The sequence below is a fragment of the Ruegeria sp. AD2(2025) genome (assembly GCF_056542385.1).
Window position 1 is genome coordinate 73,260 of the sequence record NZ_JBQFZS010000009.1, and the last position, 16,640, is coordinate 89,899.

13 protein-coding genes and 1 pseudogene are annotated in these 16,640 nt (G+C 51.5%); 4 read left to right on the top strand and 10 right to left on the bottom strand.

The window, feature by feature from the left end; all coding sequences use genetic code 11:
- Positions 1-72: 72 nt before the first annotated feature.
- The 8 genes from ACR1XV_RS16630 to ACR1XV_RS16665 form a co-directional block, all read right to left on the bottom strand.
- Complete coding sequence (locus tag ACR1XV_RS16630; protein ID WP_480533342.1) at positions 73-1,725, bottom strand: GmrSD restriction endonuclease domain-containing protein; 1,653 nt, start codon at positions 1,723-1,725, stop codon at positions 73-75.
- A gap of 69 nt (positions 1,726-1,794) precedes the next feature.
- Positions 1,795-3,036, bottom strand: a complete 1,242-nt coding sequence (gene tcmP, locus ACR1XV_RS16635) for a three-Cys-motif partner protein TcmP (protein ID WP_480533344.1) — start codon at positions 3,034-3,036, stop codon at positions 1,795-1,797.
- A 35-nt stretch (positions 3,037-3,071) separates the two neighbouring features.
- Positions 3,072-3,848 (bottom strand): DUF5131 family protein, encoded by a 777-nt coding sequence (locus tag ACR1XV_RS16640; protein ID WP_480533346.1) that lies wholly within the window; start codon positions 3,846-3,848, stop codon positions 3,072-3,074.
- A 515-nt stretch (positions 3,849-4,363) separates the two neighbouring features.
- Entirely contained in the window at positions 4,364-5,473 is a 1,110-nt protein-coding gene (locus ACR1XV_RS16645) for a DUF4172 domain-containing protein (RefSeq protein ID WP_480533348.1), read from the bottom strand.
- 154 nt (positions 5,474-5,627) lie between these two features.
- Positions 5,628-6,683 (bottom strand): helix-turn-helix domain-containing protein, encoded by a 1,056-nt coding sequence (locus tag ACR1XV_RS16650; RefSeq protein ID WP_480533350.1) that lies wholly within the window; start codon positions 6,681-6,683, stop codon positions 5,628-5,630.
- A gap of 206 nt (positions 6,684-6,889) precedes the next feature.
- Positions 6,890-7,864 (bottom strand): ParB/RepB/Spo0J family partition protein, encoded by a 975-nt coding sequence (locus ACR1XV_RS16655; protein WP_480533352.1) that lies wholly within the window; start codon positions 7,862-7,864, stop codon positions 6,890-6,892.
- A 1-nt stretch (position 7,865) separates the two neighbouring features.
- On the bottom strand, positions 7,866-9,047 hold the full coding sequence (gene repA / locus ACR1XV_RS16660) for a plasmid partitioning protein RepA (RefSeq protein ID WP_480533354.1): 1,182 nt from the start codon (positions 9,045-9,047) through the stop codon (positions 7,866-7,868).
- 566 nt (positions 9,048-9,613) lie between these two features.
- On the bottom strand, positions 9,614-10,669 hold the full coding sequence (locus tag ACR1XV_RS16665; RefSeq protein ID WP_480533356.1) for a tyrosine-type recombinase/integrase: 1,056 nt from the start codon (positions 10,667-10,669) through the stop codon (positions 9,614-9,616).
- A gap of 328 nt (positions 10,670-10,997) precedes the next feature.
- Here ACR1XV_RS16665 and ACR1XV_RS16670 point away from each other — a divergent pair, with 328 nt between their 5' ends.
- The 3 genes and pseudogenes from ACR1XV_RS16670 to ACR1XV_RS16680 form a co-directional block, all read left to right on the top strand.
- Positions 10,998-11,678, top strand: coding sequence for an IS6 family transposase (locus ACR1XV_RS16670; protein ID WP_480533358.1), 681 nt, complete (start codon positions 10,998-11,000; stop codon positions 11,676-11,678).
- A gap of 10 nt (positions 11,679-11,688) precedes the next feature.
- Entirely contained in the window at positions 11,689-11,994 is a 306-nt protein-coding gene (locus ACR1XV_RS16675) for a lysozyme inhibitor LprI family protein (protein ID WP_480533552.1), read from the top strand.
- Positions 11,995-12,337: 343 nt separating this feature from the next.
- A pseudogene (locus tag ACR1XV_RS16680) lies at positions 12,338-12,598 on the top strand (DDE-type integrase/transposase/recombinase); the annotation flags it as partial.
- Between the two features lie 329 nt (positions 12,599-12,927).
- Here ACR1XV_RS16680 and ACR1XV_RS16685 read toward each other — a convergent pair.
- Together ACR1XV_RS16685 and ACR1XV_RS16690 are read right to left on the bottom strand one after the other, a co-directional pair.
- Complete coding sequence (locus ACR1XV_RS16685) at positions 12,928-14,460, bottom strand: ComEC/Rec2 family competence protein (protein ID WP_480533360.1); 1,533 nt, start codon at positions 14,458-14,460, stop codon at positions 12,928-12,930.
- Positions 14,461-14,828: 368 nt separating this feature from the next.
- Positions 14,829-15,728 carry a helix-turn-helix domain-containing protein gene (locus tag ACR1XV_RS16690; protein ID WP_480533362.1) on the bottom strand — a complete coding sequence of 300 codons (900 nt, stop codon included), beginning with the start codon at positions 15,726-15,728 and terminating at the stop codon, positions 14,829-14,831.
- Positions 15,729-15,775: 47 nt separating this feature from the next.
- Between ACR1XV_RS16690 and ACR1XV_RS16695 the strand changes: the two genes are divergently transcribed.
- Positions 15,776-16,639: a 2OG-Fe dioxygenase family protein gene (locus ACR1XV_RS16695; RefSeq protein ID WP_480533364.1), complete on the top strand. Its 864-nt coding sequence runs from the start codon at positions 15,776-15,778 to the stop codon at positions 16,637-16,639.
- Position 16,640 lies beyond the last annotated feature (1 nt).

Here is a 16,640-nt window from a genome sequence, read left to right on the forward strand (position 1 = left end):
CATCACGACACTAGAAGTAGGCATTGAAAACAAGCAATCCTGCATTGGCCGCTGATGTCGTAATCTTCGCATCTACTCTGCAGCATCGTAAATATTATGAACCTGACCAAATTCATCAACACGGCGCTTGATGATGCGCTTCCTCAATTGCTTGCTTATGGCTTTAGCCCGTTCGCAGATAAAAGTCTCATAGTCGTCGTTTAGGATGCCGAACTTTTCCAAGTCTCCAATCAGATGAGTTTTCATCGTTTTGGTGAGGTCAGGATTCCCATCCTCGAATTTCTTCATGTACTTCGAAGGCGGCTTTGCACCGATCTCCCGCTTGTTCAGATAATCGTCCACAATGGTGATGTTGACGATATTGTTAGCTTCATCTTCAGCGATACCAGCCTTTCGAAGAAAGGCGCGAGGAAAGTAGTGGTGATAGTTTTTGCTATTCGCCTGCTTCAACCAGTAGTTGCTGATATTAACAATCCCATTATCATTGAATGACAAGGGGCGCTGATAAGCCATGATGCACAGGATTGCCTTTGTGAAGCTCCGGCCTGCGTTGAACCAACCGTTTTCGATCAGGAACTCTGGCGAAATATCAATGCCCCAATCGTAGTCTGGCGACTTGTCTTTCAAGATGAGCTCGATGCGGTTTACATCCTGCGCGAGTTTGCTTTCAACAGAGGACGAATAGCGGCCACCGAGAGAACAGCGCCAGAAGAAATCTTCAAGCTCAGCCTTTTGTGAAGGAGATGGCTTCTTGTTGCCGTTATGGTAGAAAAAGTAAGCGAAGGGCACGATCAGAGTTAGATACGGCAACAGTTGCGAGACGGGTATCCGCATGACATTCCGAAAATACTCAACTGCCCTTTCGACGCTATCAATGGCCGTTGGCCAAGCCTTTATAAACGCATCCTTTTCTAGCTTCAGGATTGTTCGACGCTTGCAATCTTTCTTCAGGATTAAGGCAATGAGTTGAAGGATTGTCTGATCAGAAATCGTCTCAAAGTCGATCGGAGCAAGGCGTTCGACCAATTCCGAGTACTTCTCAGACAGATCAAAACCTAGTTTCTCATCATAAGTCTTGGCGACCATGATCTCGAACACGGTTAGCGGCTTGCCACCGACATTGATCCGCGTGAAAATTTCGGTCGCTACGTCGATTGGAACATTGCGTACTTCTATGATCGGAAAATCATATGCTTCGATCCGGCGCTTGTATTCTTCAAGCTTGGCATGGTGCTCCTGTGGAAATGCAGCAAGTTTTGTCAAACTGCCATAGAGTAGGTCGGTTAGCCTAATGAACGAGTTCACCGCCAGTTCATCAACATCCGTTGTGACGATGGTGTCCGACTCGCTGGCGTTTAGGTCAATGTAAATTTCAGAGAAATCCGTTTGTTGCCCGCTCTCGCGGGTAATCTCCAAGCCCTTCATTGCAGCAAAGAGACTGGTTAGCCGCTGCTGGCCATCTAGCACGAAGGAGACTGTCTCACCTTTTTTAGCGGAAGGTAGCTTTGCGTTTCCGAGTTCCTTAACGCTACGCAAGCGTTCGCGCGTAAGCCAGAAAATAAAGGTACCGATTGGGTAGCCTTTGACTACGCTATCGAGAAGTTCGGCCGAACGCTGAAGTGTCCAAACAAAATCCCTTTGAAATTGAGGGATTTTGATCTCGCCGTTCTCAATATTGCTGATCAGTGTTGTGTAGTTCTTATGCGTTGGTTGGGGTAATTCCATGCCACCCATCCCTCCATTATATTATGTCCGCAAGCCGTCCCAACATTTGCACAGCGAGGATTTCATGCTTCAAAGTCGTTTTAGGGAGTGTGCCGGGAAAAGGTGCTTTTGAGTGGTGACTCTGACCAAGTCTTCATCTTTGACGGAAGAGCGGCGCTTGTGCCCACTTGGGGCGAACACCTCTATATCCTGGTTCTCGATCAAGACTTTTTTAAGATCATCCGAGTGAATTGTGGTGTCGTTGTAGATTGATGCCTTTAACATGCTAACTGGGATAGTGTCGCCAAATTCCGCTATGAATTCAGGTAGATCATTGTGCAAAGCCTCCACGTTCTTTGGGCGCATATCATGTCCCCAATCAAGGGTTCCGATGCCGCTATCATCGCTTCTGTAGTCAAGCATTTTCAAACCCGACTTGCCGAAGTGCGCTTGCCCGCCGGCATTGAGGTGCAATACGTTATTGTACACTTCTCTGGCGCGGTGGCTCTTTGAAAAGTGCATGAGCCAGTAGTTATAGCCCGAGTTGCTCGCACGGTTTATTGCGAAAGGACTAACATAGTTTGCAATGTTGAGGACTTCGGAGTGTAAAATACGTTCAACAGCTCCTAGCCATTCGCCCTTTGTACGCAATCCATCGTCGCAGAAAAACTCATCCTGATTTATACCAAAGTCTTGGATCAACCGATGAGTTTTCTGGGGGTTGTTCCATGAGGAGTAATTGAACAATGCCCCGATCATAAACGTGAAAAAAACTTCTGGGTTTTTAAAAGAAACGATAATGTCTTGAATAGTATGGAGGCCTACCTGTGTGTACCCGCACGGGTCAAGGTTGAACAGAACATTTGAATGTTTGCTTTCGAGGATGCGGGCTTTGATTGCGCCATACACATCCTCAAATTTTTTCTCTAGGCGGACTATTGTTACCTGCAGCCTGTCCTTGGAGGCGTGCTCCTCTTCCCAAGCCGAGAGCAGAGGACTCAAAGACTGCCAAGCTTCCTTGGAATTGTCGTTTACAACGAACAGACATTCAATCTCGAGGTCTGGAAGGCCTTGGTCTCTGCGCCAAATTGTAGTTTCGTCGAGAAACGCGCTGAGCTCGTCTAGGAACACTAGCGGAGAACCCGGAAAGCCTCCTTGATAGATGCCTCCACCGGCCATTCCATCAACGATAGCAATCCTAAAACGCCTATTTAGTGGGGTGCATTTCACACGCAGGTAATTGTGAAAATAAGAGCGCAATATGTCGAGTTTTTTTCGGGTATGATCTTCTAGAACGACTCCCGAGGGCCAATCGTATTCTTTTTTTGGCAATGTGTTTTCCCTAACAACCTGGATTCTTCGAGCACTTAAGTACTCGTCTGGGCCGGCATCTCATCCCACGTACGTCCCCGGTACTGTCTCCCATTCAGCTTTTTTGAGCGACGTTTGTTATCTTTTCCCCATGTACCCCATTGTTTAAAGAAAAAGGCCGTTTTGCTCTCACGACAGGCCTCGTGGATTTCATCAATCCACTCCTCTTTGACAGGCCGCGCGCGTGGGCCGCTCTCACCACCTACAATTGCCCATTGAATATCTGATAGATCGATCTCTCCAACGCTTGCGATAAGTGGTTCAAATGATATGAAACGAATTGCTGCAGGCACCTGCCGCAACTCGTCAATCCGCTCGACAACCTCTTTGCTTTCCACACTGGTACCCAGCCAAACGTTCGGAAGCGGCACTGACTGGAAGATCGGTACAATTTCAGCCATCCTATCAGGCCGTTTGGTTAATATCTGATAATGATGCTGCGGGGTGCGTGCCATCACCTCCCAAACATCTTTGATGAACTCAGCCGACACACCCGGATGAAACAAGTCACTCATAGAGTTCACAAATATCTTCCGAGGCTTCTTCCACTTTATCGGAATATCTAGAGATGGACGGTCTTCCCGAACAACACCGTTCCAGACAGTTCGATGCCCGGATTTACGTGTTAGGCCGGAGTACTTTTCAACACCCATTTTTTCCAAGCGGAAAGCCATCTGCATTGCATAGCAATTCGTACACCCGGCTGACATGATGTTGCACCCCGCGACGGGATTCCATGTTGCATCGGTCCATTCAATTTCGGTTTCGGCCACTGCTTGCCTCACGCAATCACTTTCCTACTACTTAAACGTCAAAGGAGTGCTCCACGCAACACAGTAGGTTGAAAGGTTGGCATTTTTGCAGCAGAGAATTGGCCCTCAAGTTCACCCCTACGATCAGTCCTACCCAGGCGATCTGGCCATCTTAGATGGTACCTAACTGTTTAAAGCGCCTTCGAAACTGTACTCCGAAACCACTCGCTCACACTGCATCAAGTAGATACAGAACCACCTCAGGCAGCAATTGTTGTCACGAACCGAACGGGCGCAAACCAGTGTTCCTACAAATGACCGCATACTGCTCTGGGCTATCGCCTACCTGCGCTGGAAACCGTCGTCCCGATGAGTCAAAGGCCCCCTCTGTTTTCCTAACCATAACGGCGGACCACTTCAGTGGGGAGGATCAGAAAGTGGTAACTTGCATAGGTTGGCTCCTCTCAATCGTAGACCACGGCATCTGCACTATGGCCTATTGCGGCACCGGGGACTGGTGCCGTAGCTTCAGCCCCCTACCCTTCTCGGTCCAACTTTAGCCAATAGCGTGTGTACCGGAGTTCACCAGTTCGGGTCAGAGCCCCCTTCTCTACCAGGTCCTGCAGATCCCGCGTCGCAGTGGCGCGCGACGTTCCGGTGATCGAGATATAGTTCTCAGCACTTAGTCCCCCTTTGAACCCATCCGGCCCAGCTTTGAACAAACGTGCGATTACTTTGCTTTGCCGGGCATTAAATTGATCACGATGCAGGTCATAGAAATGCGTCTTGGCAATAAAGAAACGAACCCGCTCAAGTGTCACCTGTTGTGCTGTCAGGACAGTTTCAGCAAACCATGTGAGCCATGGCGTGACGTCCAGTGTCTTTTGATGGCGTTCAAGCTGGTCGTAGTAAGCCTTCCGCTCTCGCTCGATCGTGAAAGCAAGCGCAATCAAGCTTGGCTGACCAATGTTTTGTGCCAGGGACTTTTCAGCCAGCGCCCTGCCCAACCTGCCATTACCGTCTTCAAAAGGGTGAATGCTCTCGAAATACAGATGGCTCAATCCGGCCCGGATCAGTGCGCGCAATGGTTCGGGACCATTTGGTGCGGTCCGGTTGAACCAGGTTACGAACTGATCCATTTCAGCCGGAACCTGATGTGAAGGTGGCGCTTCGAAATGCACCGTCGGGCGGTCGAGCCTGCCTGAGACGATTTGCATCGCATCCTCATGGCTCCGGTATGATCCAATCGTTTCCAGATGCCTGTCATGGGACAGAAGCATGTCATGCCACCGAAACAGGGTGTCGTGTGACAGTGGTTCCGAATAGTTGGAATAAACATCAACCATCATTTCAGAAACGCCCTGCTCGCGCGGTTTGGATGGATAGCTGTCCGGAGCCAGTCCAAGATGGCGACGCAAGGAAGATTGCACGCTAAGCCGATCCAGCATCTCACCTTCGATCGCGCTGGTCTTCATCGCTTCTTCGCTTAGCAGGTCGATACGCAATTGATCTCGATCCGATGTGTTCACGTGATGAACCGCTCCAAGAACTTCCCCTGAGGACAACAGGAACTGTTGCTCGTATGGTTCGAGTCTAGTGGCATCGTAATGAAAAGTCGGCCAGTCAGGATTCTGCCAGTTCCACATCGTGAGGTATAAGCCTCCTTTCTATAGCTCACCATTTATGGCTATTTGATTTATAGAGGTCAATCCTATTGCTCACCTTTTTCAAACTCTTCAATCCGATCATCGATTGGACGTGAAATCTGAAAACGGTAAATCTCATCCGGTTTCCCCAAATTTACGTAGCATTGGAGGTTCGCGACAGCATTGCCTTTGGGGACAGCACTCCCTTTTCAATCTTGGCCAGTAATGAAGTCAGGTAAGCCCTTGGAGACTGTATGTTCTCAGCACGTTGAAAGATGTATCCGAGAACGATGAAACGAATAGCAGGGCCAAACGCTGACTTCATTGCATACCAGGTTTGGCCAAGCCGAAGATACTCGGCGATATCATCCATAAGCCGATCACAGTGGTGCTGATCTTTTGCAAAGCGTAGTTCTGAGCATAGCCGTGGAAAACTGCGCTCCATTTGTTCTGGAGAAACCTGAATCTGAGAAAGTTTTTCTTTCTTAACTTTCGGATTCAAAGAGTCCTCTTTGTGCCCCTCAATTTCATTGTCAATGTCCCTGAAATTTTCTGTATCTGCCTGTGTTATCTCAGAGATTTCCACAGAGATTTCAGCCAGCAGTTTGCTGAGTACATTTGCATCTGGTTTGCGACGCAGAGCATTGCGTACGGTGGTCATTAAATCAGAGATCGCGGTGTCATTTGCTACGAGGTCCCTAAGGCGCGCCAGAGCGGCGGAAACCTTGTCGCGGAGTACAGTGAACTCGAGAACGCGATCAGCATGCCGCTGGGCTTCTTGGATGAACTCCGCATGCCTTTCAGACAATGGCATCAAGGACAGACCAGTTGCGGTGACCACCCTGCCCTGTCGATCCCGGCGCGCCCATCGCTTGCCGTTTGCGCTCATGATGCGACGAATAAGTCCAAGCTCAACCAGCGTCGAGATATGACGCTCAACTGTCTGCACGCTGACATGAGTTCGTTTGGCGATCGCCGCGTTGGAAGCGAAGCAGATGTGATGATCATCTTGGTCCGCAGCAATCTGATCACCGCCCACAAAGGAAATCATCGCTCTCAGGACATTGAGAGTTGTGGACTTTATACCAAGAGGTTCTCTGGCCTCTTCAACGGCGCGAAGAAGTATCCATTTTTTGGGCGTACTACTCCCCTGCCCTGCCGTTCCCGACAAGGTTGCTCCACTTGGAGCCAATGCTGCTAGTGTTTTCATGAAATTTTGTCAGCAGACAAAGAAAACCTGTTCACCCAGAGGCGTTTTTTATTGTGTCGTGATTCGCGGGCTGTTAGGGTTTAGGTGTCTAATCTATAACCACTAGTTGGTTTTCAGCCCTCGGAGCCTCAGGTTTCGGGGGTTTCTTTTTTGCTTTTCTCCTCTTTGCTCGTTACCTCATGTAGAGTTAACACCTGTTAACTCGCTTAGTCCTCGGCGCTTTCTTTGAAACGCCCGTAGGAATCTTGAATGAGTTGACCAAGGTTGTCCGAAAGCCAGCTAGTGTACGCTTCATTGTCCCCGGCCCTTTTGATCGTCATGTTCACCGCAGAATTGCTGGTCTTGATAACAATGTCGGGCGCCGGTCGGACTTCCTGTGCTTCTTTCTTAGGAGTCAAGCTGCCTAGGAGCCCGTTTAACCGATCGTCTGAATTAGCAACGTTGAGCGTTTCCAGGAGTTTCTTAGCCTTGTCCGCTGTTATCACCCCTTTCCGCAACGCATCGGCGAGTGCTGTCCATTTGGGTCGCCCGGATTTCGGTGCTGGGCCAATCATATCCCCGAGATCGTCCGGAATATCGTTTGTGACTCGCTCCAACTGTGACAGCGTGTTCTTGGAAATCGCTAGCGCTGTGATCGCTTCCGAGCGGTCATACCCCTGGTTTAGAATTTCGCGTGCGAACCGGGCTCTCTCGTAATAGCTGAGGTCAACCCGGGAAGAGTTCTCCAGACCCTTTGCCTGAAGCGCTTCCTTATCATCAAGCGTCCTTACCAGCGCGCGAACTGGCTGGTTTAGGTGCTGACAAGCTAAGATGCGACGGCGGCCGTAGATAACCTCGAAGTGACCGTCGACTTCCTCGGAAGGACGCAACAGGACGGGAACCTGTTGGCCTCCTGCGTCCTTGATGCTTTCAGCAAGGTCCAGAACAGCTGAATCGACGTACGCCTCGGCGTCAGAGTTAACAGGTGTTAACTCGATCCCAAGCCTGTCTTTCGGGCCCCAGGGCAAAATGAGTGAGGTATCGATGTCTTGGATACCACCGGCTCCAACACGGACCGATGCAATCGTACCACGTGGAAGTGCTGCATTGGCGCGTTCCGTCTTTGTAGGTGGAATTGGCGGGTTTCCAGCTGCCGCTGCAATCGCCGCAGCCATGCTGGTTTTGTTTTGTTTAAGTGCCATTTCAACGGCCCCACGCGGTTTGAATCATGTTTGAAACTTCGTGCCCGACAGCATCCATGCTCGAGCGGGCGCGGTCATAGGTCGACCGCGTCATTTCTGATCGAATGACTTCGTACATCGTCATTTTCAGCATCGCGGCATCAGCAATGGCAGTGCTTCGTAGCGCAGTTGCACCGATCACCCGATCCTGAAACAACGCCCGCATCAGGCTGACAATTTGCTGAGACGGGGTATCTGAGGGGTCATCCCGTGTTATCAGAAACTGGAAATTGTCATGGACGATCGGAATCCCGGAATTTTCAAACTCTTCAAGGTACGCGGAAGTCATTTCCAGAAACTGCTGGGTGGAGGCTACGTCCAACATGCTCGGTGTTAGCGGCACAATCACAGACGTTGCCGCGAACAATCCCGCCAGCGTCAGGAAGCCCAAAGAAGGCGGGCTATCGATAATGATAACATCATAGTCTGCCTCAACCGTCTCGATTGCGTTAGCGAGCCGATTATAAAAGGGGACACCTTTTCGGGCGTAGACAGCGGTTTCTGTTTCAAACTCTGACAAGATCAACTGGGCGGGGGAAAGATCCAAACCCGGGAAATAAGTGGCCCGAATGCAATCGGACATCGGGACCGGATCCTCGTAGCGTAAAGCATCATAGATCGAGTTACCCTCAAATTCGATCTCGGGCTGAATACCGCAGAATCCGGTCAAGCTGCCCTGCGGGTCAAGGTCGATCGCCAGAACGCGATAACCTTGAAGCGCAAGATAGTGACATAGGTGAATGGCCGAAGTGGACTTTGCGCTACCGCCTTTGAAGTTCATAAGTTGAATGACCTGAAGCCGGTCGCCATCGCGACGACCGGGCAGGTATTTTCCTGGCTTTCTGGAGCTGCCCTCAAGGATCTGGCGCATCGCCGAAACCTCAGCTCCGGAGTAAAAGCGCCGACCATTCTTGTTGACTTCCGGCTCTGGAAGAGAACCCTCAGCATGGCCTTTTCTAAGGAACTGTCCGGTTGTGCCAAACAGGTCGGCTACTTCTGTCGCACTGAAGAGACGTAGGGTCTTTGACAACTCGGGAGAATACGCCTGAGTTAAGTGGGTCGTCAGTGCAACTTGTAGACGATCAGAGATTTCACGTGTAACGTGAGACTGCGTATTCGCAGCAATGGGAGTGGTCTGTAACATAGTTGCAGTTTTCCTGCTCATTTTTGTATGGTTGCGCAACTCGAGTACATTTAGGCACTCGTATTCCGATTCATGTCAAGAGAAAAATCAATAACTTGTGGACCGTTTTGCAACCAACACAAGCGCCCTGGAGTTAACAGCTGTTAACTCCAGGGCGCTTGTAGCACTCCAAAGGCGATTAGTGACAGCAGGTTGCTAGTCCGAACTCGATCTCAGAGCTCGCATTTAAGGGCAATCAGGCATCCAGTGCGTTGTTTTATTTTGACTAAGCGACGATCTACAACTCGTATAATAAAGCAGCCGCTACTTGCATAAATTACAGGCGGGAGCCTCAATTAGGAACAAAGCCGTAAGGCATTTTGGGACCGGATAGGTGGGTGCTCTTGGCAGGTTTCGACACATTGTCCGGCGTGTTAGGGCAGGGCGGGTGTCCATTTTGACTGCAGAGTCGCTCAGCTGACGAATTGTCCCTGTAGTTACATCTTTTCAGGTTCTGACCTATGGGGAGATGAAAGCGTTGATCAAACAAATGATGGGGTGGCGGATCAATTGAACCGTTGCTGACCTCACCCCAACAAATCCGCTGCCGGGTTCTCTGCAATATCGACATCGTCATAATACTTCTGCGCCTGAGCCATGGAACGGTGTAGGGACAGGCGCATGGCGGCCTGGATCGGGGCGCCGTCCAGCGCCGCTTGCGTCAGGAAGCCCGAGCGCAGCCCGTGGGGTGAGGCAAAATCCTGCGGCAGACCGGCCAACCTCAACCGGTGTTTGACGATCTGTGCAATTGCATCCGGGGATAGGCGGCGGTTCAGAACGCGGTCGGCTTTGGAGATGGGGCGGAACAGCGGGCCGTTCTCGATCCCGCTGACCTCGATCCAATGCACCAGCGCCTGGGCCGCGCGACCCTTGAGCACCAGCCGAGGCGTCTCGCTCTTTTGGGTGGTCTTGGTTTCCAGCAGCGAGAGCCAGACCAGACCTTCCTTTTCGAACGATTTCAGGCTGACATCCTCGCGCATCAGTCCGGTGATTTCCGACCGCCGGCGCCCGCCGCTGGCCCAGCCCAGCATCAGCAAAGCCCGGTCGCGGCAATCGCGACGCGAGCCCCGGCAGGTGGCCAGCAGCTGCTCCAGAATATCCCGAGTAATCGGGTGCTGCGACTTTGGGGCAGGGGGCCGGGCTGCCGCACGACGGGCCTTGGACCGGGCCTGTTTCACCTGGGGCGCATCAAACGGGCTGGCGAGGTTCTTCATCCGGTGAAACGCCAGCCAGGAGGCGATGCGCCGGTCCAGCGTCGACGGAGCCGGGCAGGCCAGCGACTTGCGCAGCCCTTGCGCGATCAGTGCCTCCGCGGTTCGGCGGGCGTGATCATCTGGTGCCGCGTCATTTAGATCGCGGGCGTGATCGAGAATGAAGGCCAGTGCGGTAGCCTCGGACTCGGGCCAGTGCAATGCGGCGCTGAACCGGGCAGATTTCCACGCTGTGACATAGATCAGATCCCGCTCATAAGCCCTCAACGTGTTTGCTGGCGTGCCGCGGACATAAAGGTCGGTCAGCGCGTCCTGATCCGCCTGAGACAGGGCCGGGGAAGCGGCTGGGAGGTATGGGGCAGGGGGCTTCATAAAGCCTGTTCTGCGCCCTTTTCCCGGCAATATCAATAAAACATGATAAGGGATACTTATCGGACATAATAGAGGTTTGATAGCACACCAAAAGTAACGATCAAAAGCGTAATATTTTGCGTGTCAAGCAGGCGAAGGATATTCCATGCAGCGAAAATATCAATTCTGTATTACCCATCATCAAAAGACGAATCCACCCGATGCTCGGCTTCAAATCTTTTCTTCGGCTTTAGCGACTCTCACATGATCTGTTGCAAACTTTTGGATGTTGACGACGTCAGATGCTGCGGGTGAATGACTTTCGGCAGAGTCAGTCGAAAGTCCGTTCATGATTTCCTTCAAAGGCGCGCAATATCCGAAGGATGTGATCCTGTTCGCGGTGTTTTTCTATGTCCGATACGGTGTGTCTTACCGGGATCTGGAAGAAATCATGGCCGAGCGCGGTGTTTCGGTGGACCACACCACGCTAAACCGATGGGTAACACGGTATTCTGGTGCAATCGCTGAGGTAGCACGTCGCCGCAAAGGGCCATGTGATCGTTCGTGGAGAATGGACGAAACTTACATCAAAGTGAAAGGCGCGTGGGTTTGCCTCTATCGAGCTGTCGACAAGCACGGCAAGACCCTTGATTTCATGCTTTCACGACGTCGAAACAAACCAGCCGCCACCAAGTTCTTCGCCAGGATGCTGGAGATCAATGGATTGCCGAGGAGGAATGTGATCGACAAGAGCGGTGCCAACACCGCCGGCATCAAGGCCGTCAACAAAATGCTCAAAGGCCTGGGCTGCCCGATCCCAATTGAGATGGTGAGGCGGAAATACTTGAATAATATCGTGGAACAGGACCACCGATTCATCAAGAGACGCACGCGGCCAATGCTGGGGTTCAAGGCCTTCGCTTCAGCAGCGGCAACGCTCGACGGAATAGAAGGGGCGCACATGATCCGCAAGGGACAGCTCACGCCCGGACTCTGCCCATTTCAGCAGTTCGCTGAGCTCGCCACCTGACTCACAAACGATTTCTGAAACAACTCAGCGGGCTCAAATCTTTGCAACAAAACCTCGCAAGGCAGATGCATCGCTTGAGGTTTTCTTGGGTTTCGCTGCTGCTTCCGCCGAAGAACTCGATGCTGTCACAGGACGCGAAGTTGCGGCTCCCGCATTAGAAGCTTCGCAGGCCGCGTGGCAGGCCTATCGTGATGCTCAATGCGAGTATGTTGGCGCGTCCTTTGGAGGTGGGTCAGGAACTAGTATCGGAATAGACTCTTGCAAGATCGAACTCGCGCGTGACCGTGAGAAAGAACTCCGACGCTATATTCAGTGAAAATGGTAGCGGAAGGGCGCTTTGAGCATGGGTAAGCCAGTGACGCACCCTTTAAAGGCAAGCTGCTTGTTCTGAGCATTTATCAAACCATTCGAGAAGCTATCCCCTCTGGGCTGGTTGCAGCCATCTGATGACCGAAGGTGAACAGGGGAAAAGTCCCGCATCTCGGAAACCGCAACTCCAGTATTGAATGTCAGGATAAGGTTGCGTCTTGCAGGGAGCCACGACAGTAACACCCTACCTGAGGCGCTCGTTGAATTGCACCTGCATTTACAGCAATCCTTTTGCCGCAGCGTAGATAGAAATGAGTCCGTGGTGCAGCGGAATAGTGGTCTCTGATGTGGGGTTCAAGGCGGTCAACAAAATGCTGAAAGGCTTTGGCTGCCCGATCTCGATTGAGATGGTAAGGCGGAAATACCTTAACAACATCGTGGAACAGGACCATCGTTTCATCAAACGAAAGATCAGACCCATGCTAAGATTCAAGGCGTTCGCTTCAACGGCGGCAACTCTCGAGGGAATCGAAGTGGCACACATGATCCGCAAAGGTCAAATCACGCCCGGAGTCTGTCCGTTTCGGCAGTTTGCAGAGCTGGCCGCTTAGCCCCGGTACAATGCTATCGCTGTCTCCAGTCAAAACTTCGCAACAGATCCCGCCTTCGAGGTTATTTTGCGAGCACTATGATGCCACGCACACGGTATACTACGAGTTAATCGTTGGAGCGGGACGATAATCAAGGTATCGCGCCGATGCCTAACGTCCCGCAAGCAAGAAAACTGCAAAGGCAGCAAAGATGGTGCTGCCTCAACAGTGCTTCCGGGGGCCACAGTCTCCCCATCAATACAGACCGCAGGGCACTGTGTTTCCGGATCTCCTTCGAGCTCCTTCATGAAACTTGACGCTTGTTACAGCGGCCGGCAAAGAGGCCGAGCTCAGTGCCCCGCCTCTTTGGGAAGAAAGCGTCCCGAGTTAACGTCCTGTTCCAGTTCGTAGTAGAACCAACGTTTGGTGTCTGATCCTTTTTCGTTTCGAAAGGCCACCACTGCACGGCGGCCGTCGGTACGCAGATTTATAGCGCCGTAAACACCAACGTTGCGCTTGAAAAGCTGATCGAGAATCTTGTCGCGCTCTGCCTCTAGTTTCTCGATTTTCTCCTCGTCATCCTCTTCTCTCACAAGCAAATCGTTGATCTTTTCCAGCCGTGGTCGCAATTCCGGGTCTTCGCGCTCGCGCGTTGAACGGAGGATTTCCGTGCAAAGAATGAGAGGCCTGTCGCCCGAGCCTTTTCGGCCCAGTAGACCAAGAAGGTCTGGTCGCGGATGAACATGACTTTCCTCGTCACCAGAAGATACGACGTAGGCCGCAGGGGCAGTTGCTTCCAGAAACTCGTCGGTAACATCCGACGACCCGTGATGGCAGCATTTCATCAGATCGACAGAAAAGCGTTCTGCGGCTCTTTCGATCATTCCTGGAATTTGCGAACTGGTCGGTTTCTTTCCGTTGTTGCCGTAGTGACGTGTCAGGAAAGTTTCCGCCGGAGAATTTAGATCGCCGCCAAAAAGCACATTCAGACCTCGGTAGCTCAAGCGCATCAACACCGAGTGGCCGTTTTTGGTTTTGCCGTTATCCATCGATCTGGACGTGAACGTACTGCCGAAAATGCGAAGCCCGTCCTTGCCATTAGGAGCTTCTTGCACCACCGGACCCAGAATTTCGATTGTTAGCTCCGGATTGTCGGATGGAGCAAAGCCCGGCAGCCAGCTTTTGTCGTCTTCTTGCGTGCCATGCTTGGTCGACACCATCTCGATCGCACCAACCCGGCCACTGTCCAGCGCTGTCCACATCAGCTTTGGAAAGTGTGTTCTACCGCGGTTGGCTTCGTCCTGTAAAAGCTGCCGGAGGCTGTTGGTATCAGGTCTCAAATCCGTGACAAAACCGTCTTCGATCTCTCCGAGCCTCAGCTTTTTGGAGGGTGCTTTTCGTTCGATTATTCCGTTGTGATACACTTTCTCGAATGCAATTTTCTCATGTTCAAAAATAGGCTGGAAGCCGCGGTAGTGATCGGCGTCCGGATGGGTGACAATCGCTGCATGAAATTTGAACTCTTTCTTAAAGTCACGGAAACGCCAGTTCAGGAACCGCATCATGTTGTCGCGATCCCCTGCGTCGACGATCATGATCCTTTCGTCGTTCCCTGTGCCTGGCGTAGTCAAAATACACCCGTCGCCCTGTCCCACATCCAGAAAAATGATTTCCAGGAGCCTTTCTTCCTGAAAGTCATCCTTGTGTATTGCGAACGTGTTTTTTCCCCAGTTGACTTCAAACCAATCACTATCGATTGGATCACCGACCCTCAGCCAGTCACCCCACAGAAGCTGTTTACGCCTTTTAGATGATTTCTTTTGGGGGTCGTTGCGATCGTACAAGTAGACCACGGGGCCTTTGGCGTAGCGAATTCTCGGCATCAAATCCTCCTTGGAAATATACCTTAAGTGTACACAACCTCTTCATTTTTTCTAATAGATTGTGCTGAGATTCACGGAGCGTCTCGTTTGCCAACTGTTCTTTTCGGCTTCTACCATGCTGACACCAGCATCAGTTTTGATGTGAATGTCGAATTCGCCTGACGTTCTAAGTCCTTTCTTTCTTGTCCCTTGATGGCCGGTACGAAAGTGTTTCTGCAGGTACTTACGATATCTTTGCAATGCACGACGTTTCCGGCGCTTAAAACACTGAACCATTACAACTAATCTCGGCATCACGTGTTCGCTCTGAAATAGCCGTACTGTTTATGATCACAAAAGTATGGATGAAGGTTGGCTTAGCAACCGATTCAACTTCGTCGGTGTAGACGACGGAACTCGGTCGGTGAGCAATTGTTGCGTCCAGAAAATACCCTTGAAAAATAATATGGATCAGAGAACCCTGTGGTTTCAGCAATCTTCGAGATCGGTGCATCGGTCTCGACCAAAAGCTCCTTCGCTCGGGCGAGGCGTACTGCGGTCTGCAGCTTTTTTGGTGATACACCGGTAAGCTCGATGCATCGGCGGCGCAGTGTCGAAAGCGCTACCTCGAATTCTTCAGCTATGCTCTCGATACAAAGCTCTTCACCTGCATTGTCTTGTATCCAGTTGATCAGCTCTTCAATTCTGCAGGCACTCTCTTGAGCGGTGACCTGCCGTTCCAACATAGCACATTTCACCAACAACGCATGTAGATCCAGAGCAGCATTCATCTCGCCAATCCGGGAACTGCCTCGGGGCCGAGAATGAAGATCAGCAAACAATCGTCGCGTTTCTGCTGGGTCACCAAGCTGCAACACCGGCCTCTGCCGGGATAGCAGAGCGTTGTCGAAGAATTCGTCTACAAGCACACCATCGAACAATACCCAGCGCTCATGCCATGATCCTGAGGAGGTCGGGCCATAGGTGTGTCGCAAGTCGGCAACCAGAAAAATCAGTGCCGGGCCGACGACGGGTATCGCTGCGCCCTCGCCCGACCGCATGAACCCTGAGCCGCTTTCAACAAAGACCAAGCAATGTTCCTTCAAGGTTCTCTCTGAAATCACCGACTCAACGGTCTGCACTCCGGAGGCAATGATCGATAGCGCGGAGCGAGTGGCATGGAGCGATGACCCAAAATGCGATAATCGTCCCAGGCTCATAGCGTTTTGTCCATCTTGGCTGATTTCTGCATGGAGAAATAACACGTAAATCACGTATCGACCAGTCATTCGGTTACTTATAGGGGAACCGTTTTCGTGAATTTTGGGAGAGGCAGATGTTAGATGAAGTTGGAAATTACGGGCATTTTCTTGAAAAGAAATTTGATTTGAGGATGATCAATCTGTCTTTGACAGATATCCAAACCAGCTGTGAACGATCAGTTGAAGCACTTGAATGGGACTTATACGAATGTGACAGGCGACGCGTTGAGTTTCTGACCGAAACGTCAAAAACCAACAGCAAGATGCAGTCCTTCCTTTCTGAATGCACACCCGGCGCGCTCCTAACGGAAACACAGTTAGGAACTGCAAGAGAGCTTCTTGGTGGACTGCAACGTGCTTACTTTGACGATATTGCCCCTCGGCGCAAACGCGCCCTCGGGCGCGTTTGCGCGGCTCAAGGGGCCGAGGGCTGGGTTTTAAATTGGCAGGGTGCCAGCGACTTTGCCCAGTCGGCAACCGACTTTTACCCGGCGCTTCGAAAGTTTCCACCTATCGGGCAAGAGCTTCGGGAATGCCCGGTACTGGCCGGGTTGATCCAGTCAGCACTAGTCGAAATCGCCCATCTCAGAAGTAATGTTTTCAAGGCTGAGATTTTTGTCCACCATGTTCAGCTTCACTGCACGGCGCGAGGACTGGGCGAAGGCGCGCCAGAAGGGATCCATCAGGATGGTGCGGACTTCATCGTGCCAGCATTTGTCGTACGGCGAGACAATGTGTCAGGATTCATCAGCCAAACCTATCTAGCCCAAGACGGGGTGCTGGTTCCGCTGTCGACGATCGAATTGGCCGTGGGCGAATGGGTTTTGCAGTGCGATTCAAACAGCCCGCTGTTTCACGATGTATCGCCCGGCTGGCGAACCAGATCCTCAGAGGTCGGCATCAGAGAAACACTTGGTCTGGACATTCATCTGAGGTAGC